Raw genomic sequence first — 24,276 nt, forward strand, 5'->3', positions numbered from 1 at the left:
CGAAGTCTACCGAGCGGCCCGCTCCCCGTAGCCTGGTGGCATGCCGATCGGGAACGTCACGCGCGGGACGACCGGGCACAACCGGCTGCGCCGCGTCGACCGGTGGATCGCATCGCAGCCGGCGTTCCGACGGGCTGCCGACCCGCTCGTGGCCGACGTCGGCTACGGCGCGAGCCCGACCACCACGCTCGAGCTCCGCGACCGCCTGGCGCTGGTGCGACCGGACGTCCAGGTGACGGGCATCGAGATCGAACCGTCCCGCGTGACACTGGCGAACGCGGGGACGCGCGACGGCGTCACGTTCCGGCTCGGCGGGTTCGAGACCCCCACGCCCGATGGACGCCGGCCCGTGGTGATCCGCGCGTTCAACGTGCTGCGGCAGTACGACGAGTCCGATGTCGCCGCGTCGTGGCGCATCATGCAGGACCGTCTGCAACCGGGCGGCGTACTCGTCGAGGGCACGTGCAACGAGGTCGGCCGGGTGGCGTCGTGGGTGACGCTCGACGACCGGGCGCCGCAGACCTTCACCGTCTCGTTGCGACTGGCGGGACTCGACGTGCCGTCGGTCGTGGCCGAGCGGCTGCCGAAGGCCCTGATCCACCGGAACGTCCCCGGCGAGCGGGTGCACGCGTTCCTGCGTGACCTCGACCTGGCATGGGCGGTGGCGGCGCCGCTCGGCACGTACGGGCCACGGCAGCGGTGGCTCGCCGCCGTGGCGGGCATGCGCGACCGGGGCTGGCCGGTGTTGCACGGGACGACCCGCTGGCGGCTCGGCGAGCTCAGCCTGCCGTGGTCGGCCGTCGCACCGCGCTGACGCGACACCCGTGCCCGCCGCCCGCCGTCCCTGCGACGCCGAGTCTCGGCCCGGCGGACACATTCGACGTCGCGACCGCGCGAAACTGTCCGCGGAGCCGAGACTCGGCGCGCGCCGGGCAGCGCGCGCGGCTCAGGAGCGCTTGACCGCGCCGAGCCGGGGCAGCCGCGGCACGTTCGCCGTCGCACCGGCCCCGGGCGGCACGATGGTCTCCTGCGCTGCCGTCACCACCACGTCGTCCGCGGTCAGCGTCAGCACCGCAGCCGGGTCGAGCGAGCGCTTGACCACCGCCAGTCCGATCGGCCCGAGCTCGTGGTGCACCGCCGACGCCGCCAGCCGCCCGACCACGACGTCGTCGAGCAGCACAGGGGACCCCGGCGCCGGCAGGACCGCGTCGGAGCCGTCCAGGTGCAGCATCACCACACGCCGCGGCGGATGTCCGAGGTTGTGGACCTTGGCGACGGTCTCCTGCCCGCGGTAGCACCCCTTGCTCAGGTGCACGGCGGAACGCAGCCAGTCGAGTTCGTGCGGGATCGTCCGCTCGTCGACGTCGGTCAGGACCGGACGCCACGCGGCGATGCGCAGGGCCTCGACCGCCAGCAGCCCCGCGACGGGCCGGTCGGACGCGGCGAGCGCGGCCGCGGCGTCGGTGGTGAGGACCGCGATCCGCAGCGTCCAGTCGGAGCCGGGGTGGGCCTCCTGGCTGGCGTAGCTCCACCCGCCCAGCGTGACGGACGCCCACGGGTCGACCCACGCGACGACCGCGTCGGGGACCAGGCCGTCGGCGAACGCGCCGATCGTGACGAACTCGGCGGACCGGTCGGTGACCTCGACGCGCAGCATGAACCGCATCGACGACAACCAGGCCGCGAGCGGCTCGGCGTCGCCGGGTTCGGTGAGCAGCCACGTGGTCCCGCCGTCGTCGACCACGCGGGCCGCGTGCTCGACCCGGCCGGACTGGTCGAGCACCAGCGTCTCGGTGCTGGTGCCGGGCGCGAGACCGAGCAGCAGCTGCGACGTGATCGAGTTGAGCCAGGACAGCCGGTCCGGGCCGGTCACCGTCACGACGCCCAGGCCGAGCTCGACGACCGCGCGACCGTCGGCCAGCGCGCGCTGTTCACCGAGCGGGTTGCCGAAGTGGGCGGCGGGGCCGGCGTCCGACGCGACGAAGGCGGGGCGATCGGCGAACACGGAGACGGCCATCAGTCGACCTTCGCGAGCTGCCCCGAGGCGTGCGAGGTCAGGGCACGGCCGAGTGCGGCGATGTCCCACGCCCAGAAGAGCTTGCCCTCGACCAGGCCGTAGATGCGCGTCGCTGCGGCGTAGTCCTTGGCGTTGGCGGAGCGCATCACGGCGTCGGTGGCCAGGTCGATGCGGCCCTTGCGGACCTGCCCGACGTAGAGCTCGTTGACGCCCGTGGGGTGGATGATCGCCGCTTCGATGTCGAAGCCGTCGTTGGTGTTGCGCAACGTCTCGACGCTCTGGGTGGTGCCGAACGGCACGACGCCGTCACCGAGCAGCATCGCTGGGCCGCGGTCGCCCGGTTCGGACGGACGGTCGAGTCGCCAGTACCCCATCTCGGCGGCGAGCGGCGTGTTCGCGTCGTCGAGCAGCCAGGTCGTCGACGAGTAGTTGAGGTAGGGCAGGCCGTCGTGGCTGAAGCTCACGCGCTGGCCGAACTCGTAGTTCTCGACGTCGGGCTCGTCGCCTTCGCCGACGGGGTACTCGACGACGCCGGTGCCTTCCCAGACGCCGACGAGCCAGGACAGGGGCACGAGTTCCGGGGCCAGGCCCTCGGGCAGTTCGATCAACGCTGGCCCTTGAACAGTTTCACGACGACGGTGACCGACACGAAGGCGATCGCGAGCGACGCCAGGCCCAGCAGACCGACGTAGAAGAGCTCGAGGGCAAGCAGCGAATCCATGCCCCGGAGTCTACGCGGCGCGGCTCAACGCGCCAGGAGCACCACGGCGGTGACGAGCACCACGACGAACGAACCCGACGACGCGATGCTGATCCGCTCGACCAGGCCGTCCTTGGTCGCGGTGATCAGCTGCAGCACGAAGCTGACCATCACCGAGGCCACGAACACCAGCAGCAGCCACGCGAACGAGTCCCGCTCGCTCAGCGTCAGCACCAGGACCGCGCCCAGGATCGACAGCAGCCAGACGGGGAGCACCGACGTCAGCTTGAGTCGACGCTGGTCGGCGGGCGGGACGGGCTCGGTCACGTCCCCATCATGTCAGGTGCGGATCGGGCGCTTCCCGAGCATCACTAGGATGTCCCGCAGACGTCTCATCCGTTCTGGAGGTCCTGTGGCACAGCTCCTGGTACTCACCTCGGCCGCGCCCGGCGACGTCCTGCCCAGCCTCGGCCTGTTGAGCCACCGGATCCGCCACGTCCCGGCCGAGGCGGCCCAGCTCGTGAACGCCCCGCAGTGCGACCTGATGTTCGTCGACGCCCGCACCGACCTGGTGAGCGCCAAGGCCCTGTGCAAGATCCTGTCGACCTCGGGCTCGACCACGCCGATCGTGCTCGTCGTGACCGAGGGCGGGCTGACCGCCGTCACGAGCGAGTGGAACGTCGACGACGTCGTGCTCGAGACCGCCGGCCCGGCCGAGGTCGACGCGCGCATCCGCCTGAGTTCGGGGCGCGCCGCCAAGAACTCGACGGGCACCAAGATCCAGGCGTCCGGCGTGGTCATCGACGAGGCCAGCTACTCGGCGAAGGTGCGCGGCAAACCGCTCGACCTGACGTTCAAGGAGTTCGAGCTCCTGCGGTTCTTCGCCACCCACCCCTCGCGCGTGTTCACCCGCGAGCAGCTGCTGAGCGAAGTCTGGGGCTACGACTACTTCGGCGGCACCCGCACCGTCGACGTGCACGTCCGACGGCTGCGCGCCAAGCTCGGCGACCTGGAGTCGCTCATCGGCACGGTCCGCAACGTCGGCTACCGCTTCAACGTCTACGACGACGAGGCCGAGCGCCTGACCGGCCAGTCGTGACCGACCTGTCGCCGTTCACCGTCCCCGGCGAAGCGCCGCCGTTCTCGGACCAGACCCTGGTCGACGTCCGCGCCGGCCGTGCGGTCGTGGTGCAGGAACCGGCCGAGGGTCCGGCCGACGGCGTGGCCGTCGTGCGCGATCGCGAGCTGGAGCTGGTGGTCCGCCTGGAGGCCCGGGGGAACGGCATCGGCACACGGCTCGTGGAGCAGGCGCTCACCCTGGGCGACGGGGTCGCACCGCGGCTGGCCTGGGCGCACGGCGACGGTCCCGCGGCACGCGCGATCGCGACCCGGTACGGCTGGGCGGCCACGCGCACGCTGCTGCAGCTGCGCGCACCGGTGCCGGATGCCGAGGCCGACCCGGGCCTCCCGGCCGGACACACGCTCTCCGGAGCCCTCATCGGCACCGACGCGCCGTCGGCGGACGAGACCGACTGGCTCGCCCTGAACGGCGCCGCGTTCGCGCATCACCCGGAGCAGGGCTCGATGACGCTCGACGACCTGCGGGCGCGCGAGGCAGAACCGTGGTTCTCCGGCGACGACCTGCTGCTGCTCCGTGACGCATCCGGGGCGCTCGTGGGGTCGTGCTGGCTCAAGGTCGACGACGGCGTCGGCGAGTTCTACGCGGTGGCGGTGCGCCCGGACCAGCAGGGTCGGGGACTCGGCGGCGTGCTGATGCGTGCCGGGTCGGCGCGACTGGTCGGACGGGGGCTGCAGGCGCAGGCGCTCTACGTCGAGGGGGACAACGAGCCGGCGCTGGCACTGTACCGACGGTCCGGGTTCACACAGCATGCGATCGACGTGCAGTACGCGGCACCGGAGCACCTGCCCGGCCGGTAACATGAGAGGGCCGGCGAGGGGTCGGTCACTTCGAGTCGGGGGATCCGTGACGGAGCACATCCGGGCGCAGTACGGCGCGGGCGAACCGCTCGGTGCGGCGTACCGACTGGTCGAGTTGCTGGGCACCGGCGCCACGGGCGAGGTCTGGCGCGTCGGACACACCGCGACCGGCGACGAGTTCGCCGCGAAGCTGCTGCGCGCCGAACTCGCTGCGGATCCCGGCATCGTCGAGCGGTTCGTCCGCGAACGGTCGGTGTTGCTCGCCCTGCAGCACCCGTCGATCGTCCGGGTCCGCGACCTGGTGGTCGAAGGGGACCGCCTGGCGATCGTGATGGACCTGGTCCGCGGCGGATCCGTGCGCGACCTCCTCGCCACGTCCGGCACCCTCCGGCCCCGCGACGCCTTGACGATCACCGCGGAGACGCTCGATGCGCTGGCCGCGGCGCACGAGCAGGACGTCACCCACCGCGACGTCAAGCCCGACAACGTGCTGCTCGCCGCGCCGTGGGCATCGGGTGCGGTCGGGGACGTCCGCGTGACGGACTTCGGCATCGCGTCCGTCGTCGCAGACCGCGAACGTACGACCACCGGGTTGCTCGGCACGCCGCAGTACATGGCGCCGGAGTCGATCAGCCACGGCCGGTCCGATCCCGCCGCCGACGTCTACGGCGCCGGGGTGATGCTCTACGAACTGCTCGCCGGACGGACGCCCTTCGCCGGTCCGGGCACCGACTTCGCCGTCGCGTACCGACACGTCACGTCGACGCCGCCCGTGCTCGACGTGGCTCCCGCGCTCTGGGCCGCGCTGTCGTCGATGCTCGCGAAGGACCCGGGTGCGCGGCCGAGTGCCGTCGACGCGGCGGCGACGCTGCGTCGGGTGGCGCGGGCGGTGTCCGACGCCCCGGCACTCGCGCCGACGGGTGACCCGGAGGCGTTCGACGAGGTCGAGCGGCCGGCGACCGTGGTGCGCGGGGCTGCCGCCGGTGGCGGGGCTGCTTCGGGCGGGGCTGCTGCGGGCAGCTCCGCCGGCTCCGGTGTGGGCGACTCCGGTGTGGTCGGCTCCGGGTCCGACGCCGGTACGGTCGGTCCGGTCCCCGAGCTCGGTCCCGCGGGGTCGCAGACCGTCATCCGGCCGATGTCCCGGCAGCCACGCATCGCGCCACCGGGGTCCTCGACGGCGTCAGCGGCGTCAGCGGCTTCGGCCTCCGAGGGCCCCTGGTGGCGTCGTCGCCCGTCGTGGCTGACGAACCGGGCCGTCGTGTTCGGGGCCCTCGGCGTCGTACTCGTGGCTGCGCTCGTCGTCGGCGGCATCGTCTGGCTTCCAGGAGCCCTCCGGAAGACGCCCGGTGCGGCCGCGACCGCCCAGGCCGCCAGCGCCTACCAGCAGGACCGACCACTGCCCACGGGACTCGCGACCACGCGCAAGGCCACGATCGACCCGCAGCGCCGCACCGTGACGCTCAGCGTGACGTACTCGGCGCAGGACGTCGCGCTGCGGGGCGACCTGCTCGAGGTGGTCCCTGGCGCCCAGCGCGGCTCGACGTGCCCCGCGGTCACCTGGACGGGCGACGGTCTCCGGGCGAAGCGGAACCAGCCCTCACTGACGGGCGTCGACACGGCGTGCGCCTGGACGCTGTCCGGCCTGCAGGTGCCCGCCGGTCAGGACGTCACCGTGCAGGCTGCCGTCGCGCTGCCGTCCGTGACCGACGCCGCCGCACTGCAGACGTGGCTCGACGGGGTCGGCTCGGCCACGACCGCAGCGGTCACGGACCAGTCGGTCACCGGGACCGCGTACCCCGTGCAGCGGCTGCAGGGTGTCGAGGTGCGCACGCCCGACCGGACGGTGAGCCAGACGACGCTGCCGGTGACGATCGTGCCGGTGTGGCCGAGTGGCGCTGACGAACTGAACCCGCTGTACCGCAGTCCGAGCACGGGGACGCCGTCGCAGATGCTGGTCGACGTCGCCGGTGGCGAGGCCGGCGTGCGGTTCGCCGACGGGTGCTCCGGGGCGCTGGCGGTGTCGTCGGACGGGCTCGTCGTGACGGCGCTGTCCGTGGCGCCGTCGTGCACCGTGCTGGCGACGGTGGGGAACTTCACGAACCTGCAGAGTTCACCGTTCGGGATCACGACGCGCGACTGACGGCGGCGGTTGTCGGGAGCCGGGGTGCGGGGTCCGGGTGCCGGTTCCGGGTGCCGCGTCAGGCGCCGGCCGACGCCGTCTGGACGAGTCGGACCGCACCACCGGATGCCGCGTACCCCCGGCCGACGGTCATCGCCACGGGCGAACGTCGGGGCAGGGTCACCCCGAGCAGTTCACCGTCGTAGTCGACGTCCGGCTGCAGGAGCACGCCGCACCGTGCCTTGCGGACCGTCTTCGTCCAGTGGCTGTAGATCGAGCGCAGGTCTGCCGCACGACCGGCCGCCACGACGCACAGTCCGGGCCGCTCGGTGGCCAGGAACGAGCTGATCGCCTGATCGCCGTCGTCGAACCGTTCGGCGTCGTCGATCAACAGCAGCACCGGCCCACGTTCGAGTCGGATGCCCGCCAGCAGCGCCGGGACCTCGTCCGGGCCGACCGCGACCCGGTCGAACCCGGCAGCAGCGAGGGGGGACCGTCGGTCGCAGATCGCCCACACCGCCGGACGCGTGCCCGACGCCGAGCGCGCGAGTTCACCGATCGTCAGCAGCATCGTCGACTTGCCCGACCGCGCGGGTCCGGCGACCAGGACGTGCTCGCCGTCGTACACCTCGAGTGCGGCGACCCCCAGGTCGTCCTCCGCGATGCCGACCGGCAGGCGCCAGGGCTCGGTGTCGAACGACGCGCCGGTGCCCAGGCTCGCGATCGGGACGGTCTCCGGCAGTCGTCCGACCGACTGCGGCTTGGGCGTCGCGTCCGGCCACCGCGCCGCGACCGCGCCGACCGCCTGGTCGAGCGGCAGGCCCGGCGTGGCGACGTGGGCCTGCAGTCGATCGGTCGAGCCGATGAACCGACCCGGCACGGCCGGCGGGACGTTCTTCGGGCGGACGCCGATCGATGCGTAGTCGTACGGGTCGGCCAGGCGGAACAGCCACTTCTGCGTGGTCACCTCGTCCATCGCCGAGGGCACGGCCTTCGCGCGCGTCGTCGAGACGGCGAACGAGATGCCGAGCGCCGGCCCCTCGGCGTACACGCGGTACAGGGCGTCGAGCAGCAGCTGCCCCTCGAAGTCCTGGTACTCGTCGCGGAGTGCCGCCAGTCCGTCGATCAGCACGACGGCACGGCGTCCACCGGGCGAGGCTCGGCGCCGGTCGAGTTCGGTGCGCAGGTGTCGCAGGAACCGTGCACGCAGCTCGACCGAGCCGCTGCCGGACCCCACGTACGCGGTGGTGTGCGGCAGCGTCGCCAGCGGCGCGAGGTCCCCCGGCCCCATGTCGAGCACCAGCAGGTCGAGTTCGTCCGGGCTGGCGGACGCGGCTGCCTGCAGGGCGATCGTCGCCAGGGCGGTGCTGGTGCCGCTGCCCGGGATGCCCATGAGCATGAGGTTGCCCTCGTCCAGGTCCCAGCCCGTCGTCACCTGTCGCTGGTGGTCGGGGTCGTCGGCGATCGCCACGGGCACGACCCGGCCGTCGACGTCGGTCAGCGCGTCGAGGTCGACCCGCTCGCCGAGCGCCTCCGGCCAGATCGGTCGCGGAGCCGCGTGCCCGGCAGCGGTGTTCGCCTGGCCGATGGCCTCGATGAGCAGGTCGAGCTCGGTGTCGTCGCTCGCGCTCGGAACCGGCGCGGCGGGCCGTGCGGGCACGCCGAACACGTCGGTCGGGCGGACGGTCACGGGCCGCTCGGCGCGCTCGTCCCGCGCTCGCCCCGTGACCAGGGCGGTCTGGACCGGGGTGATGTCGTCCTGGCCGAGCTTCACGTAGGCGCGACCGGTCTGCTGCCGACCGATGCCGGCTGCTGCGGGCACGCCGATGACGTTCGTGGAGTCCTCGCGGCTCTGCACCCGGAGCGCGACGCGCATGTTGGTGTTCGCCAGGATGTCCTCGCTCACGACGCCGGCGGGACGCTGGGTCGCCAGGATCATGTGCACCCCGAGCGTGCGGCCCACGGCGGCGACGCTGACGAGCGAGGTGAGGACGTCGGGGAAGTCCTTGGCGAGCATGGCGAACTCGTCGACGACCAGCAGCAGTCGGGGCATCGGCTCGGCGGGGCGCGTCGCCAGGTACGCATCGAGGTTGTCAATGTCGGCACCGGCGGCGGCGAAGACCCGCTGCCGCCGTTCGAGTTCGGCCTCGAGCGCGCGGATCGCCCGGTCGGCGAGCTGCTCGTCGAGGTTGCTGATCGTGCCGATCGTGTGGGGCAGACGCTCGCACGCGGCGAACGCTGCCCCACCCTTGAAGTCGACGAGCAGGAAGTTGAGGTGGGTCGGCGCGGTCCGGGCCGCGAGCCCTGCCACCAGCGACCGCAGGAACTCGCTCTTGCCCGAGCCGGTGGTCCCACCGACCAGACCGTGGGGGCCGTCCCGGACCAGGTCGATCTCGAGCACGCCGGTCTCCGACGCGCCGATCGGCGTCGAGACACCCGTCGGGGCGTCCCATGCGGCGCGGATCGCGTCCGGTGTCCTGCCACCGAGCAGGTCCGGCAGGCGGACCAGGGACGGCAGCGACGCACCGGGCACCGTCAGTTCCGGGTCGTCGAAGTGGGCGATGCTCCGTGCCGCCCGCTCCGCGGTCGCGGCGCTCAGCCCCGCGAGCACGACGTCCTCGACCCGGGTGCGGTCCTCGGGCCGGTACACCGTGGCCGCGGCGTCCGGGGCGACCGTGATGATCGAGGTGCACGCGGCCGGCAACTGCTGCTCGTTCGTCGCGATGACGATCCCGCTCACCCGTCGGCGTCGTTCGCCGGGGCGGAGGGACTGTCCGGGAACGGTACGCCCCTGGCCGAGCAGGTTCCGGGCGGGGGCGTCCCGCCCCTCTGTCAGGACCTCGGAGTCGATGACCACGAGCAGGTTCGGGGTCGGCAGGTCGTCGAGCGCATCGTGCAGCCCACGGAGCATCGATGCGCTCTGGTCGCGCTGGGCCGCCATCCAGCGTGCGCCGGTGCTGCTGCCCGCGACGCGGGCGTGGGGCAGCCAGGAGGCCCAGCTCCAGTCCGTCTCGCGGCCCCGGTCGCAGAACACCCCGACGGTCAGGTCGGCTGGTCCGCAGTGCACGGTCGCCTGGGCGAGGAGGCTCCGGGCCAGCGCGAGCGCGCCGTCCCGGTCGCCGACGATCCCGACGACACCGGCATCGGACAGGTCGGCCACCACCGGGGCGGCCGTCAACCGGCTGTCGTCGACCACGGTCTTCACGGCGTCGTCGAGCTTGACCGACGAACCCCGCTGGTCCACCTCGGGTCGCCACGGCGCGTCGCCGGTGCCCGCGTGCAGGCTCAGGAAGTCCAGGTCGTCGGACCGGCGCTGCCACAGGAGTGTCGTCGGCAGCAGGGCGCGACGGATGACGGTCGCCGGGTCCGGCACGAGTTCCTGCCGGCGTGCCGCTTCGACCGCCGCAGCATCGGTGATCTCGCCCCGGAACGCGTCGACCGCCCCGGCGAAGCGGGTTTCCTCGTCCTTCAGGTTGCGGGCGCGGCGGTGCTTCTGCTCGAACCACATGCCGATCGCGGTCACGGGGCTGAGGAGTGCGAACAGGGCGAAGCGGGCGTCGCCGAGCAGCAGCACCATCGCACCCGCGAGCACGAGCGGCGCAGCGACCGTGATCCAGCTGAACTTCGACGCGGGCGGGACGTCCTTGCGGGTCGGCGGCACGACCGCATCGGTCTCGGTGCTGCGACCTGCACGCGGCGGACGGTTGAACGGTGCCGTCGACGCCGGAGTCAGGTTGGCGGCGGACCCGGCGGGTGCCACCGGGGTCTCGTCGAGCGCCGGACGGACGAGCAGGACCGCGCCGCCGACGATGACGCTCGTGCTGCCGGTGAGCAGGACCCCCTCGTCGGAGATCCGCTCCCCCGCGATCACCGTGCCGTTGGTCGAACCCGAGTCGCGGACACGGATGCCGTCGGCTTCGTGCTCGAGCGTGCAGTGCTCCCACGACGCGCTCTCGGTCGCCAGGACCACGTCGGCCTGCGGTGCCCGTCCGACCACGAGCGGTCGGCCGCGGGGCACGGACACGACCCGTCCTGCGTCGAGGCCACCGGCCAGGGTGACACTCCACCCGTCGACGACGGACGGGCGGTCCTCGGGGGTCCGGGCGATGCGCGATCCCTCGAGCAGCACCAGGTCGCGCAGCGGGGTGTCGGTGCTGGTCCGGTGCCCGTCGACGGCGAGCGTCGTGCCCGGTTCGGGAGACGGCCCGAGAGCCGCACCCAGGAGTTCACCCAGGGTCGAGGCCCCGGACCAGCCGTCGACCTCGACCGCCTCGGACCGGTCGTCGAGTTCGATCAGCACCCGCATCTGCCTGCTCCCTGTCCGTGTGGTGTCGTGTCGCCCGGCCGGTTCCGGGGTCAGCGCTCGGCGGAGTCCGCGAACCAGACCAGCGACGCGGTGTCGTCGCTCGTGCTGGTCGGGCGGAGGCCGAGCGGCTGTGACGACGCGGCGAGCACCGTCGCCGGGGTCGACAGAGCGGACTGCCGCCGGAAGTCCAGTGCGGGACCGGCGATCCCGTCGGCCGCGTCGAGGTCCTGCCGAGCAAGGGCATCGGTGACCTTCGCCGGCGTGGTGCTCCGCGCTGCGCCGACGGCACGCACGAGCGCGACGACCGCGTCGTGGCTGCGTGCGTCCGCGGCCCCGGCCACCGCGGCGAAGGGCTGGTCCCCCGTGAGGTTCTCGGCATCGCCGTCGTTCGCCAGCACCCGGACACCGCCGAGGAAGGCCGACATCGCGCGCCCCTCGGCGTCGGACGTCAACGCACGGGCATCGTCCGCCGCGACACCGACCGTGCGGAACGTGCCGCTCAGGCTGCCGCCCGCCGTGGCGAGCGCCGAGCCGAACGCCGGACTGGTGGCGTCGGGCGTCAGGACGACCGGCACGGAGACGTCGGCGGCCTGCAGTGCGGCGACGAGCGCACCCTGTCGTGCGGCCGAGCCGCTGACCACCACCGCATCCGAGTCGGCCGTCGGCGCAGCGTCCGCCGAGGCCTGGGCGTCGGCCGTCGCGCCGTTCGTCGGCGTCGCTCCGGTCCGCGTGGCGATGGTGCTCGCGAGGGCCGCGGTGTCGGTCGAGTCGGCTGCGTCGAGGACGTGCGCCAGACGGAGCCCGCTCGGCGCACCCCCGCCCAGGTCGACGAGCAGCGGTGACCGCGCACCGCCGAGCGCCGTGGTCATCGCCGCGGCGACGGACCGGTCCGAGGGCGCGGTCGACCACGCGTCCTGCGAGCTCGCCGCGTACGGCAGCACGACGGGCACGCCCGCCTTCGCCGCGGCCGCGGTCGCGCCCGAGACGTGGGCGCCGGACGACGCGACCACGATGCCGGACACGCCGACGTCGACGAGGGCCTGCACCGCCGCGCGGGCGCCGTCGGTCGTGCCGCCGTCGTTGCGCGTGACGAGTTCGACGTGCGTCCCGCCGAGTGCCAGTCGACGCTCGGCGACGCGGGCGCCCTGCGCGGCCTGGTCCCACTCCGAGCCCTCGCCGTCACCGAGGGTGATGACGACGCCGATCTTCGTGGCCGTGGGCACGTGGCCGACGGAGATCGCGACGGGCACGGTGGCGGGGACGGCCTCGCCCGGTGCGGCGCTGAGCGACCGCACCGTCACCACGGCAGCGACCGCCGCGACGACGACGACCGCGACCGCCGTGATCAGCAGGACCCGACGCCCCCGACGGCCGTTCGCGACGGCCTGGTCGGGCGTTGTCGGATCCGGGTTCGGATCCGTGGTGGTGTCGTGCGTGACGGTGTCGTCGGTCATCGTCCCGCCCCGATCTCGAAGGTGTACAGCGTGGTCGCGGTGGCGCTCGAGGGCACGTGCATCCGGAACGCGGGCAGGGACGTCGCTGCCGCGAGCGACGCACGGAACTGCTCCTGCTGCAACAGGATGCCGGCGACGTCCTCGGCGCGGACGTTGGCGTAGCCCGCGGCGTTCTGCGACGCCAGGGCCAGCTGGTAGTCGGCGGAGTCGGACTTCGCGGCGCTGGTGGCCATCGCGCCGAGGATGCCGGACCCGTTGACCTTGCGGTCGCCCAGGTCGAGCATCACCCGGTTCAGGTCCCCCGTCAGCAGGGTCGACGCCCCCTCGACGTCGCGCGTGGACTCCGACGTGCTGGTCTGGATGCGCTGCAGGCTCGACGCGGTCTGGGAGTCGACCGACGACGCGAGGGCGCTGTTCTGCTGCTCGAGCTTCCCCTTCTGCTGGTCGATCGTGCCCTTCGACCCGCTCGTGACGTCGTCGGCGGTGGACCGGAGCCCGGCGATCGACGAGTCGAACGCCTTGACGACCGCGTCACGGCTCTTGCCGGCGGTGTCGCTCACCTGCCGGACCTGCTGGTCGATGATCGCCGTGACGTCCTTCGAGGACTGGTCGGACGCCTGCGCGAACGCGTCCCGCACGGCGTCCTGCAGGGTGGACTGCTGATCGCGGACCTTCGTGAGACGGTCTCCCACGACGGCACTCGACGCGGTGGCGTTGCCGAGCAGGACCCGCAGTCGCTGCGCGGCGCCGTCCACCGATCCGTCGTCGTTCTGGATCGCCTGACGGACCGCGCTCACCGCGGTGGCGACAGCACCGAGGTCCTTGGTGAGCGTGGTGAGCGCACCACCCACACCGTCGGAAGCGTTCGGGTCGGTCGCGGCGATGACGGCGTCCCAGCGTGCGGCCTGGTCGGTCAACCGCTGGTCCATCGGCGTCGAGAACAGACCGCCGGGTCGCAGCGAGGTGTCACTGCCGTCGCAGGTCGTCGCCGTGAGGTAGCCCCGCAGCTCCGCCGCTGTGGCGTCGTCGAGCTTCCCCAGCGCAGCGAGCGCACAGATCTGGTTGGCCACCGCGGAGTTCTGCGCCTGCATCGACGTGCTCAGCAGTCCGTCACCGACGTTGCCGAGCAGTGCGCGTGCGGCGCTCGCCTGCCGGTTCACCGTCGCCAGCGCGTCGCGCACACCGGTGACGTCGCTCGTCGACGTGCCGACCTGGTCCTGCAGCGACTGCAGCGACGCGGCCACCTGGCCGGAACCGTCGCTCTGCAGTCCGTCGAGCACCTGGCCGATGGACGCGAGCTGCGCATCGACGTCCTTCGAACGGTCGATCGCCTCGTCCGCCAGGTCGGGGTTCAGCTGGTCTGCCAGCTGCTGCCCCTTGGCGACCAGGCCGACCAGCGAAGCGCTGACCGCACTGGAGGAGTCCCAGAGCGCACAGGTCAACGAACCACGGGCCTCCTGGGCGGCGCACGTCGTCGCATCCGGCGTGGCCGGACCGACTGCCGCGGTGAGCTGCGCGCTCACCTGCTGTTTGCAGGACTCGCTCGCATCGGCGTAGCCGGTCAGCTGGGACGACACCCGGAGCAGGTTGCCGTACACGCTCGAGCCGGTTGCGCCGGCCTGCGGCGTGGCCGCGCACCCCGCGCCGTCGAGCGTCGGGGCGGGAGCCGTCGCCGAGGTGTCGCCGAGCAGCCCGTCCAGGCTGGTGGTCGTCTGCTGCAGCTGCTGCAGCACCGTCGACTGCGTGGTCTTGACGGTGGCGCCGAGGTCGTCGTTCAGGGACCCGAGCTCACCGGACAGCGACCGCATCGTGCCGGCGAGCTGGGTGCTGCTCTCCTTGAGGCGCTCGGCGGTGCTGACCCCGAGGGTCTTCGACGTCGTCTCGAGGTTCGAACGGACCTCGGTGATGGTGCCGCCAGCGCGGGCGAGCACTTCGTTGACCTGCGCCACCAGGTCGATCGTCCGTCGCTGCAGCGCGAGTTCGGAGTTCGTGCCGGACCCGAACGCGGCGTTCATCACGCCCGACGTCGACAGGTCCGTCGAGATGCCGGGCTGCGCGGCGATGTCGAACGACGGTGCCGAGAAGTCCTTGACGTCGGCCACCAGGTGCAGGGTGCTGCTGGCTCCCGAGGTCGGCGGAGCGAGCAGACGGCCCCACTGCACCACAGCGTCGCCGTCGGCGTTCGTGCTCACCACGCCGTCCGTCGCGGCGCCGCCGGCGTCGGCCGAGTCCGTGACGATCCGGTTCGCGCCGGTACCGGCCAGCACGGTCGAGGCGGCGATGCTGAACGGCGCCCCCACCAGCGCTGGGGTCGTGCGTGACGATCCGGCGACGTCGTAGGTCAGGTCCTTCGACGTCACCGTCAGGTTCTCGACGGTGACGTCGATCTGCACCCGCCCGGAGTACCCGGCCAGGTCGGCCAGGTCCGTCCCCGTCTTCTTCTTGGTGGAGTACTGGGTCGTGATGCGGAGCGGCAGGTCGCCGGCGGCCTTCGCCGGGTCGTGGTCGGTGGTGGCGGACGACGACCGGTTGCTGCCGACCGAGATGGCCGTGTCCGAGATCGACGTGATCGAGCCGTCGGCCGCCAGGTGCGTGTCGACGGTCTGCAGGACCCGGGACGGATCGGTGACCTTCTGGTCGTCAGACGTGCACCCGGACAGCACGAGCGCCAAGATCCCCGCGACGGCCACCACCCCGATGGTCCGTCCGTTGTGCAGTCGAGCTCCGGCCGTTGCGGCGCGCAGAGTCATCACGTTCTTCCCCCAGGTTGTTCACAAGCACCCCGCGTTCACGAGCACATCGATGCTACCGCTGAAATACGGCCCAGAACGGGCTGTGGATGGATCCGATGGCCCCCGTTCGGGCCGCAGGACCTCACCCCACGCGGTTCTGATACGTTGCACGCGACATGCGATCCAATGCGCATGTGCCGTCTTCCGGGGGAACCACCATCATGTGGACCACGATTATGTCCGTCGGCATCGCCGGCGTCGCAGCACTCTGCATCCCACTGCTCGTCCGCACCACGGTGCGTCGCAACGACCTCCGTCGCGCCGCGCAGCGCCCATCCAACCGCCCGGAGGACGGGCCTCTCGTCGTCCGCCTGCGCACCTGGCAGTGGGTGGTCTGGCGTGTCCTCGGGGCCCTGTTCGTCATCGTCGGTGGCTTCTACTCGATCGTGAGCGTCCTCGGCACCGAGCCGTCCGACGACCCCGCGCCGACCATCGCCGCCGTCGCGATCCTGCTGGCCGGCGTCGGAGCACTCGTGCTCGCACGTTCGCTCCGGCGGACCCGGATCACGGCGACTCCCGACGCCGTGCTGATGCGCCAGGGGCTCCGTGCAGAGCGGACGGTGCCCATCGCTTCGATCGCCGCTGTCCGCCCGCTCGCGAACGCGTACGGCGGGATCGATGCACGCGATGCCGACGGCAGGCGACTCTTCACCGTGATGGGCCTGGCACTCGGGTACGCGGAGTTCGAACAGTTCCTCGCCGAGCGCGTCGTCGAGCCGCGACGCACGGCGCCAGCCGCCCCGGGCCCGAACGGGTACGCCGTCCCCACCTGGCGCGGCGCCGGGATCGCTGCGGACTGGACGCTCCTCGCGCTCGGCTCGCGGCGCGGGCCGCAGCCCGTCATCCGGATCCACTCCGACGCGGGCGACGTGGCACTGCACCTCGCCGAGGTCCGGGAACTCGCCCGCGGCCGGCTGCAGGTCGCGGAGTCGCTCTGGGAGCCGGAGGCGTACCTGTGCCGTTCGGGCAGTGCGTCACCTGACTCACCGGCCGGCCAGGCGATGAACGGGTTGCCGACGGGCGTGCTCGCGCTGCTCATCGGGGAGTTGCCCAGACCCGCCGCGGTCTTGCGCGACGCTGAGCTCGACTAGTTCACCCGCTGGATGGAGCAGTTGCCGATGTCGGGCGCCCAGGTCGCACAATGAGGCCGCTGCCCGCGCGTGGGAGCGGGCAGCAGACCGGAGGCCTGGAGTGCGTCGACGACGATCAGCATCAACGGCGCGGGGATGAACCGTCACTGGCCTGTACGGCTCCCACGCTGATGCGGCTGCCTCTTGCTCCAGGCTCGATACCGCAGATGGGATCCGATGCAGGACCCGGCGAACGTGGCAAGCGCGTATGCGTTCGTTGCGAGCCGCCACGGTCCTCCGACACCGGAGACGACGAGGATGAACGAGAACAGAGCCAGCACCATCACCGGCACGCCCACACTCGCCGGCGTGGAGCGGAGGGCGAGACCGCCGACGAGGCCTCCAAGAGCTGAACCGAACAGAGCAAATGGCAGCACTCCGACCGCGTTACCGACCTCCGCGCCGATCGACACGGGGATGATCACGCCAACTGCGGCAACCACCACGGCGGAGACCAGCACACCAACAGGCTGCGGAGTCCCACCCCGATTCCGTTCAGGCCTCGCCATCCGACCTCCCACGGTTGCTGGTCATCGGTGCACGTCCGTCTCGTTGATGCCACCAGGGCCACACCGGCTTTGCCAGAAGCAGGCCAGCGATCGCCGGAAAGAGCCACGCGAACTGGTAGGAGTGGCCCGGACCGGAAATCGATGCCAGCACGAGCAGCATTCCCAGGATGAGGACCATACCAACCGGCCAGGCCCACTTCATCGACACCCGCGCGGTCAACAGTCCGACGACAAGCCCCACAGCCGCAACGCATGCCGCAATGAACACAGCCGATCGAGCGAGTCCGATCGTCACCCAGGCGGCAGCTGAGAAGAGCACCACAACGAGGAGTGTCAAGTACCCCAGGAGCAGCGACCGGTCGAGCTTGTGGTTGATCTCGCGCTTCTTCATGTCTCTCGATACTCGTAGATCGTCGTGGTTGATCCCACGTGGAGCGATATTCGAGGTCTGCCCCTTTCGGACTTAGGGGAGTCGTATCGCCTCGGGATCGTACGTCAAGGCAACGAAGGTCGGACCCGCAAGACGTCGACACCACGTTGAACCAAATCCTCCCCCAAAGACTTCTTTCCCGTGAGGAAAGTATCAGCTGCGCGTATTGCTGACTGGGGGTCTAGGGTAAGCCCGCGTGATACGGGCGCACTCACGTTTCCCATTGCGATCTCAACGGATTCACCCGATCGCAAGACATCCGAATGTGGTAGCTCCCACGCATTCTCATCGGTTGAATCTTCGGTACGAAAGACGATGAGGCGGTCGTTCGCATTTCCACACACATCGATCTCGCGTTTATCGTGAATCACCATCACCAGCGTCCGACGCACTCCATCGAGGGCTCGGATCTTCGCCTCCACCTGCGCTGCCGTGGGCGACTCTTGCTCAAACTGTTTGCCTTTCACCCACCACCGCAAGACAGGACCCGCGGTTCGCCGTTGCGCAGGTAGGTTCTTATCCAAACGTCGCCGAACAAGCGCGCCGAGCACCCACCCGGCGAGCAGACCCATGAACCATGCCCTGATTGATAGTTCCGCGCCGGTCAGCAGGAATCGCGTCATTAGTGGGCCTAGGAAGAACACCGTCGCAAGACCAACCATCGCCCAGCCGGAGCCAACCAGCCCCAGGGCACCAGCAATGACGACCGCTACGAGAACGTTCGTCAGAGCAACTTGAAAGCTCAACTGGTTCAGACCGAAGAACAACCCAACCGAAATAGCGAGGGCGATCAAGACCACATTACCGAAGACGCCTACTCGACTGAGGGGGCTATACACTCGCGCTCGTTTCTTCACTTCACAGTCCAAACGCACCTATCACTAGATCGCGGACCACATCTACCCCCGCATCAACGACGGCTCAATGGGGAAAGCGTCACCTGCATGATCCCGGATTTGCGCGGAAATTCACGGTAGTTACAATTTGCGATAGTTGTAAATAGTTGGAGCGACTTTGAATATCTTCAAGAATCCGCGAATATTGTACGATCCGTCGCCAATCTCGAATCTGTATTTCTGCCCCTGCTCAATCCGATCCGCAATCGTGTCCATATTGTCTCTATAAACCCCCTTGATCAGAATCAAATTTCCGCAGTCGGTGTGGAAGAGCACTTGAGGTTGCGAGCTACCGATTCCCTTCGTTGACTGGGAGGAAGCGGTACCTGATTCAACGGAATCGACGTTGCAGATGAGTGAGATTCGGTGACTATCGTCATATGCGCCAAGTATCAAGGAGCCGAATCCGAAGATGGTTATTGGCACCCCCACGACTACCAAAGCGATTGACAGTGCGACTATGCGTTTTCGCCAAACGCGTCTGCGAATCTTCTTGCTACTATCAGCCATGCTGACTGCCGGCGGCGACTGTTTCATATTCAAAGACTACCCTGAGTGACGTCCGGTGGGCGAGTGAACGTCGGGCCCCTCTGCACCGCTGATGAATCCATTCCAGAATGTTCGCACGAGGTTCTCCCTGCTGGCGTCGCTGCCCGGACGCGCCATCTCGTTGACCACTGAGCCGACGCCTCCGCCAATGGAGTCCAAAGTCTTTGTGGCAATGAACCCCACCGTCTGCTGGGTCACCGGCGTCGCAGTCGAATCAACGTGGCGCCCGAGGGAAAGCAGACTGTCGTCGAGTCCGAGGCGGGATGCGAAATAGCCACCGACTCTCGGTGAAACAGCACTCGAAAGTGCGCTCGACCCGGCGCCAGTGACGACGCCAACGCCCGCGGCTTGCGCATAGCCCATGGGATTTGCGTCGCTGCCTGCCTTCGTCCCGTACAGCGCCATGTTTGACCCAGCATTTTGGATGCCACTCGAAATCGCTGCTTGACCTGCTTTGCCTAGCAAACGCGATCCTCCCGCTTTGGCCATCCAACTCACAGAGGACCTCGCAAGCGCTGGCACCGCCTTGGACAGACCCAGGGACGTCCCTCCTCCGACAGCCCCTGCGACTCCACCGATGAGAGAATCGAGCCCCACCGCGCCCCAATCGACATCGCCGTTTTTACCCTTGTTCGACTGAATTGACATCCCCCCTGCCAATGCGGCGCCTCCTCCGGCTAGCAGCGCTATTGCCAGCACGGGACCGACAGGCGTGAACATCGCAGCCACTGTCGCCAGGGTGCCTACGACGACCGCGACTCGTGAGATGGCATCCGCGTGCTCATCCGCCCAGTCCCGCAGATCTCCGAACATCCCCTGGTGCGCATCCCGGTACGCCTGCATGTCCTTGTCCGTCGCAGGCCGCAACCCCAGCGGGTCAAGCGCCTGCAGCGGGTCGTTCCCCGCGTACGAGTACGGGTTCCCCGCCCACGCCGCCCCCACGACCGGCGCAAGCGGGTCGACGGACAGGAACCCCCGCGCCGCCGGGTCGTAGACGCGCGCCCCGAGCCACTCCAACCCACCGATGGACAGGCCGCCGGAACCGGTCAGCGCAACCCCCGCGGGCAACGCGAGGTCGTTCGCCGCAGCCAGCACCGCCCACGGGTCGGCCGCATCGGTCGCCCGGGCAGTCCGCCACCCCGGCTGCGTCCAGGCATCGCCGATCGCCAGCACTCCGCCGGGCAGGTCGAGCAACGACGTCCCGCCGATGTCCACCAGCGAGGGCACGCTCGACGCTGAGTCGAACCAGGTCGCCACGCCACCGACCTCGGCCAGCTCACCGAGCGCATCCGCCCAGACGTCCAGACGGCCCGTCTCGGTGTAGGCGTCGTCACGGTCGACGATCGCGGACAGGGAGCCGAGTGCCGACCAGCCGTACTCGGTCGTCGATCCGTCAGCAGCCGTCCGACGAACGCGTCGACCGAGCCCGTCGTGCAGGTACTCGGTGCGGGCACCGTCCCGAACGCTCGCGACCAGCTGGCCGGCGACGTCGTACTCGAGCGTGGTCTCGACGCCGTCGACGACCTGTCGGACGAGCCTCCCGCCGTCGTCGTACTGCCAGGTGGACGTACCCGCGCGCACGAGCTGCCCAGCAGCGTCGTACTCGTACGCGACACGACCGGACGACGCCTCGACTGCCGTGATGCGACCGTCGGCATCGCGGTCGATCGTGGTGGTCGAGACACCATCCGGGGTGGTCGCCGTGTGTGCGACGAGCGATCCCGCTCGGTACGACCACGACTGCACCACATCACCCGTGGCGGCCTGAACGATCCGGCCCGAGGCGTCGTAGGCGAACGTGCCCGTGCCGAGCCCGTCACGCTCGACGCCGACGACATGGCCAGCCGCGTCGTGACGGTAGGTCGTCCGGGTGCCGTTCGGGTCGATCCGCGCCGTGCGACGTCCGTCGGCGTCGTACTCCCAGCGGAGCGCCGACCCGGCACGGGTACGCCGGACCAGCAGTCCGCGACGGTCGTACTGCAACTCGTGCTCGACGGCCAGACCCGCGCCCCGCGTGTGGTCGGTGACGACGACAGTGCGCTCGCGCGGGTCGCGGTGGACCTCGGACTGCAGCGTGCCGTCGACGAGGACCTGGTGCTCGCGCCCAGCAGCGTCGTACGTCCACGTGGTGGTGTGTCGTTCCGGGTCGGTCTGGCTCAGCTGCCGACCAGCGGCGTCGTACGTGGCGGTGGTTCGGCGACCGAGCGGGTCGGTGACCGCGACGACACGGTCGGCGTCGTCGTACTCGTGTCGGGTGACCCCGCCCGCGGCGTCGGCGATCGTGGTCAGCCGTCCGCGGTCGTCGTACGAGAACGACGTGACTCCGCCCAGGCCGTTGACGACCTGCGTCAGCTGCCCCGCTACGTCGTACCGGAAACGCCGCTGACCGAAGCGGACGTCATGACTCGAGACGAGCCTGCCGGCCAGGTCGTAGCAGAACCGCGCGGTGCCGGCGCCCGGACTCGTCTGTGCGACCACCCGGCCGACCAGGTCGTACGTGACCCGCTCGACCTCGCCCGTGGGCAGGGTGCGCGCCACGACCCGGGAATCGGCGTCGTAGGTCAGGGTGGTGCGCGCGCCGGTGGCGTCGGTGGCCGCGAACGGGCGGCCGCAGGCGTCGTACTCGTACGTCGATCGCGCGCCGGACGGGGTGGTGACGGCGGTGACGCGGCCGGCCAGGTCACGCACCAGCCGGGTCAGGCCGCCTTCACCGTCGACGAGTTCGACAGGTCTGCCGGCAGCGTCGTAGACGACGAGCTCGGATCCCGCTTCGTCGGAGGTCGTCTCGACGGGCCGCCCGTACGCGTCGAAGCGCACCGTCGCGGCGCTGAACGCGTCGCGCAGGGTCGCGACTCCGGTCCGCGGGTCCTCGGAGCACTCCTGCCGTACACCGGTCGGATCGACGACGGCGGACAGGCCGCCGTTGACGTCGTACTCCCGCTGCCACGTCGCGCCGGTGGGGTCGGTGACGGCCTGGAGGCGCGACAAGGCGTCGTGCACGAACGTCCAGTCCGCGCCGCCCGGCAGCTCAATCCGTGCCAGGTTGGCTTGGTCGTCGTACGTCTGCGTCGTGGTGCGGCCGAGCGGGTCGGTCGTGGTGCGCAGCTCGCCGTCGGGCCCGTGGTCGAATGTCGTGCGCGCGCCGAGCGGATCGACGACGGCACTGATCCGGCCGCCGACGGTGTGCTCGAAGTGCCAGACCGCCCCGTCCGGGTCCTGGCGAGCGACGAGCTGGCCGGCCGCGTCGTAGCGGTACTCGGTGCGCGCTCCCGAGGGACTCGTGGCGACGACCGGTCGACCGGCGGCGTCGCGCTCGATGCGGAGCGTGTCGCCGACGGCGTTCGTCATGGCGACCAGTTCGCCGAACGCGTCGTGCTCGAGCGTGGCGCTGACACCGGTCGGGTCGACGACACGGGTCAGCACACCGCCCTGCCACGTCAGTTCCGTCCGACCGCCGACCGGGTCGACGACGACCGAGGGGTCGTGGTCGTCGCCGGAGTACTCGTAGGTGACGACCGCACCACCTTCGGTCACGACGGTGACCGGACGGTCGTGGTCGTCGTACCCGTAGGTGATGTCCGCGCCGGCCGGGGTCACCGTCCGGACCTTGCGGCCGCGGTCGTCGTACGCGTGGACCGTCACCGAACCGTCGCGCTCGGTCGCTGACACCAGGTTGCCGTGGGGGTCGTAGCTCATCGACTGGCGGTGGTCGTCCGAGTCGACGACCCCGACCAGCCGCCCCTTGGTGTCCGCGATGTAGGAGTTCGACCGGGTGCCGTCCTGGTCGGACACCACGGTGACCCGCCCGGGCAGGTACGCGAACCGCACCCGCCGACCGTGCGGACTGACCTGCTCGACGACGCGGCGGCGATCGTCGTAGGTGTTGTCGACCTCGACGACGCCGGCAGCACTGGTGACCGTCGTGATCAGGTCGTCGTCGTTCCAGCCGTAGGTCCTGGTGCCGACCGGGTCGGTGACCGTGGTGAGTCGGCCGCGGTCGTCGTAGCCGTACTCGACACGACGACCGTCGGATGCGCGGAGCACCGCGACCCGACCGTCGACGTGGTCGACGTCGACGGAACGACCGTGCTCGTGGACGAGTCGGACGATGGTGTCGTCGGCGTCACGGACGACCTGCACGCCGGTGCCCGTGCCACCGCGCTGCCCGGTCCACAGACCGGACGGCGTGAACGCGATGCGCTCGCCTGCGTTGTCGCGGACGACCAGCTGGTCACCCTCGGCCGCGAGCCAACGGTTCTCGCCGACGCCGCGCGCCCAGCCGTCGGCAGCACGGGGGAAGCGGATCTGACGGCCGTCGCCACCCACGAAGGTCGCTCCCTCGTCGTCGAGGACGAGCCGGGTCTCGAGGACCGAGGACCACCCGGGGCCGAACAGCCCCACGTGGTCGTCGAGGGAGTTGTACATCCGCGTGACCCGGAGCGAAGCGGACGCGCCCGTGAACGCGAGGTCGAGCTCGGGCTCGAGGAAGTTGCCCGTGCCGGTGTTGACCGGGTCCATCGAGAAGCCCGTCGTCGGCTGGGCGCCGTACGCGGTGGGCGGGTCGAACTCGATGTCCTGCCGGCTCTGCGAGACACCGGCGGCCGCGAGTGCTGCGGCCAGCGCCGAGTCGGCGACGCTCGACACGGTGCCGTCACCCCCGGCGGCGGCGAAGGCGTCGGCGATCGTGGTGGCCCACGTGACGTCCTGGTCGTTGGCGGCGAGCCACTGCTCGAACGCCGTCACCAGCCCACCGGCGTCGATGTGGCCCCACGAGCACTGCGCCGCGAAGTCGGCGAGCTTGCCCCGGAGCGCCGCGGGTTTGCCGTCGAGCTCGCGGTTCAGCGTGGACGAACCGGTGGCGAACGAGCGGAGGTCGGTCGGTCGTGCCGAGGACGTCCCGCCACCGCCACCGCCGCCCGTTCCGGGGTTCGGGGTCTGACGGGTGCCGGCCCTGACGTCGGGCGACGGGAACGACGGCGCCTTCTCGTTCTTGACGTCCGGCATTGGGTCGTAGTGGAACGTGTCGTTCCACCAGTCCTGCAGGCCGTTGCGCTCGTCTTCGCGCTCCTGCCACTCGCGGGCGGTCTTGCGGCGAGCGCGCTCCTTGGTGGCGGCGTCCCGCATCTGCTGGACCCAGCCCGCGACCGTGGTCATGGCGTCGGCGATGGACTGCGCGTCGCTCTTGGCGGTCGCTGCGTTCTGCGTGAAGAGGTCGGCGAACCGACCGCGGAACTCCTGCGATGCCGTCGACACGTACGACTGGCGCGACCCTGACTGGCTGGTGATCGCGTCGGCGGACGTCGTCAACGCGGTCTTCAGCGCGGCGGCTGTGGCGTCGTCGAACGCGATGTCGTCGGTGTTGGCGTGGATCTGCGCCATGGTCGTTCCCCCCGAGGATGCTGCTGGTCGTGCGTGGTGCGGTCCGCCCCGGACCGC

Annotated in this window: 15 protein-coding genes; 5 read left to right on the forward strand and 10 right to left on the reverse strand. The window is 70.8% G+C overall.

Annotated features, from left to right (window positions below; genetic code table 11):
• The first annotated feature begins 40 nt into the window (after window positions 1–40).
• Entirely contained in the window at window positions 41–814 is a 774-nt protein-coding gene (locus ACLBWP_RS16870) for a class I SAM-dependent methyltransferase (RefSeq protein WP_447656017.1), read from the forward strand.
• A 132-nt stretch (window positions 815–946) separates the two neighbouring features.
• Here ACLBWP_RS16870 and ygfZ read toward each other — a convergent pair whose 3' ends face one another.
• The 3 genes from ygfZ to ACLBWP_RS16885 all read right to left on the reverse strand — a co-directional run bounded on the left by ygfZ (window position 947) and on the right by ACLBWP_RS16885 (window position 3,044).
• Complete coding sequence (gene ygfZ, locus ACLBWP_RS16875; protein WP_447656018.1) at window positions 947–2,017, reverse strand: CAF17-like 4Fe-4S cluster assembly/insertion protein YgfZ; 1,071 nt, start codon at window positions 2,015–2,017, stop codon at window positions 947–949.
• Window positions 2,017–2,625 (reverse strand): FABP family protein, encoded by a 609-nt coding sequence (locus tag ACLBWP_RS16880; protein ID WP_243562935.1) that lies wholly within the window; start codon window positions 2,623–2,625, stop codon window positions 2,017–2,019. The genes ygfZ and ACLBWP_RS16880 overlap by 1 nt, the downstream gene beginning before the upstream one ends.
• 137 nt (window positions 2,626–2,762) lie before the next feature.
• Window positions 2,763–3,044: a hypothetical protein gene (locus ACLBWP_RS16885; protein ID WP_243562936.1), complete on the reverse strand. Its 282-nt coding sequence runs from the start codon at window positions 3,042–3,044 to the stop codon at window positions 2,763–2,765.
• Window positions 3,045–3,129: 85 nt separating this feature from the next.
• Here ACLBWP_RS16885 and ACLBWP_RS16890 point away from each other — a divergent pair, with 85 nt between their 5' ends.
• Genes ACLBWP_RS16890 through ACLBWP_RS16900 form a run of 3 tightly spaced genes read left to right on the forward strand, consistent with a single transcriptional unit; the run spans window position 3,130 to window position 6,795 of the window.
• Window positions 3,130–3,816, forward strand: a complete 687-nt coding sequence (locus tag ACLBWP_RS16890) for a response regulator transcription factor (RefSeq protein WP_243562937.1) — start codon at window positions 3,130–3,132, stop codon at window positions 3,814–3,816.
• Window positions 3,813–4,655: a mycothiol synthase gene (mshD, locus tag ACLBWP_RS16895; protein ID WP_447656019.1), complete on the forward strand. Its 843-nt coding sequence runs from the start codon at window positions 3,813–3,815 to the stop codon at window positions 4,653–4,655. The genes ACLBWP_RS16890 and mshD overlap by 4 nt, the downstream gene beginning before the upstream one ends.
• 46 nt (window positions 4,656–4,701) lie before the next feature.
• Window positions 4,702–6,795: a serine/threonine-protein kinase gene (locus tag ACLBWP_RS16900; RefSeq protein ID WP_447656020.1), complete on the forward strand. Its 2,094-nt coding sequence runs from the start codon at window positions 4,702–4,704 to the stop codon at window positions 6,793–6,795.
• Between the two features lie 58 nt (window positions 6,796–6,853).
• Here the strand turns inward: ACLBWP_RS16900 and ACLBWP_RS16905 are convergent, their stop codons facing one another.
• From ACLBWP_RS16905 to ACLBWP_RS16915, 3 genes are read right to left on the reverse strand one after another with little or no spacing between them, the layout of a single operon-like run.
• On the reverse strand, window positions 6,854–11,080 hold the full coding sequence (locus tag ACLBWP_RS16905) for an FtsK/SpoIIIE domain-containing protein (RefSeq protein ID WP_447656021.1): 4,227 nt from the start codon (window positions 11,078–11,080) through the stop codon (window positions 6,854–6,856).
• A 50-nt stretch (window positions 11,081–11,130) separates the two neighbouring features.
• On the reverse strand, window positions 11,131–12,534 hold the full coding sequence (locus ACLBWP_RS16910; protein WP_447656022.1) for a hypothetical protein: 1,404 nt from the start codon (window positions 12,532–12,534) through the stop codon (window positions 11,131–11,133).
• A complete protein-coding gene (locus ACLBWP_RS16915; protein ID WP_447656023.1) occupies window positions 12,531–15,284 on the reverse strand; it encodes a hypothetical protein in 2,754 nt (917 codons plus the stop codon). The genes ACLBWP_RS16910 and ACLBWP_RS16915 overlap by 4 nt, the downstream gene beginning before the upstream one ends.
• A gap of 203 nt (window positions 15,285–15,487) precedes the next feature.
• On the opposite strand from ACLBWP_RS16915, the gene ACLBWP_RS16920 reads away from it, so the two are divergent.
• Complete coding sequence (locus tag ACLBWP_RS16920) at window positions 15,488–16,417, forward strand: hypothetical protein (RefSeq protein WP_447656024.1); 930 nt, start codon at window positions 15,488–15,490, stop codon at window positions 16,415–16,417.
• Between the two features lie 143 nt (window positions 16,418–16,560).
• Here ACLBWP_RS16920 and ACLBWP_RS16925 read toward each other — a convergent pair whose 3' ends face one another.
• The 4 genes from ACLBWP_RS16925 to ACLBWP_RS16940 form a co-directional block, all read right to left on the reverse strand.
• A complete protein-coding gene (locus tag ACLBWP_RS16925; protein WP_447656025.1) occupies window positions 16,561–16,917 on the reverse strand; it encodes a hypothetical protein in 357 nt (118 codons plus the stop codon).
• A gap of 34 nt (window positions 16,918–16,951) precedes the next feature.
• Window positions 16,952–17,356, reverse strand: a complete 405-nt coding sequence (locus ACLBWP_RS16930; RefSeq protein ID WP_447656026.1) for a hypothetical protein — start codon at window positions 17,354–17,356, stop codon at window positions 16,952–16,954.
• Window positions 17,357–17,460: 104 nt separating this feature from the next.
• Window positions 17,461–18,189, reverse strand: a complete 729-nt coding sequence (locus ACLBWP_RS16935) for a hypothetical protein (protein ID WP_447656027.1) — start codon at window positions 18,187–18,189, stop codon at window positions 17,461–17,463.
• Between the two features lie 648 nt (window positions 18,190–18,837).
• Window positions 18,838–24,219, reverse strand: coding sequence for a DUF6531 domain-containing protein (locus tag ACLBWP_RS16940; protein WP_447656028.1), 5,382 nt, complete (start codon window positions 24,217–24,219; stop codon window positions 18,838–18,840).
• Between the last annotated feature and the right edge of the window lie 57 nt (window positions 24,220–24,276).

This window comes from Microbacterium sp. M1A1_1b (genome assembly GCF_053345565.1).

Bases quoted from the DNA above. Each gene is read 5' to 3' on its own strand.
- ACLBWP_RS16870 (WP_447656017.1), top strand. From the start codon at position 41: ATGCCGATCGGGAACGTCACGCGCGGGACGACCGGGCACAACCGGCTG.
- ygfZ (WP_447656018.1), bottom strand. From the start codon at position 2,017: ATGGCCGTCTCCGTGTTCGCCGATCGCCCCGCCTTCGTCGCGTCGGAC.
- ACLBWP_RS16905 (WP_447656021.1), bottom strand. From the start codon at position 11,080: ATGCGGGTGCTGATCGAACTCGACGACCGGTCCGAGGCGGTCGAGGTC.
- ACLBWP_RS16910 (WP_447656022.1), bottom strand. From the start codon at position 12,534: ATGACCGACGACACCGTCACGCACGACACCACCACGGATCCGAACCCG.
- ACLBWP_RS16915 (WP_447656023.1), bottom strand. From the start codon at position 15,284: ATGACTCTGCGCGCCGCAACGGCCGGAGCTCGACTGCACAACGGACGG.
- ACLBWP_RS16920 (WP_447656024.1), top strand. From the start codon at position 15,488: ATGTGGACCACGATTATGTCCGTCGGCATCGCCGGCGTCGCAGCACTC.
- ACLBWP_RS16930 (WP_447656026.1), bottom strand. From the start codon at position 17,356: ATGAAGAAGCGCGAGATCAACCACAAGCTCGACCGGTCGCTGCTCCTG.
- ACLBWP_RS16940 (WP_447656028.1), bottom strand. From the start codon at position 24,219: ATGGCGCAGATCCACGCCAACACCGACGACATCGCGTTCGACGACGCC.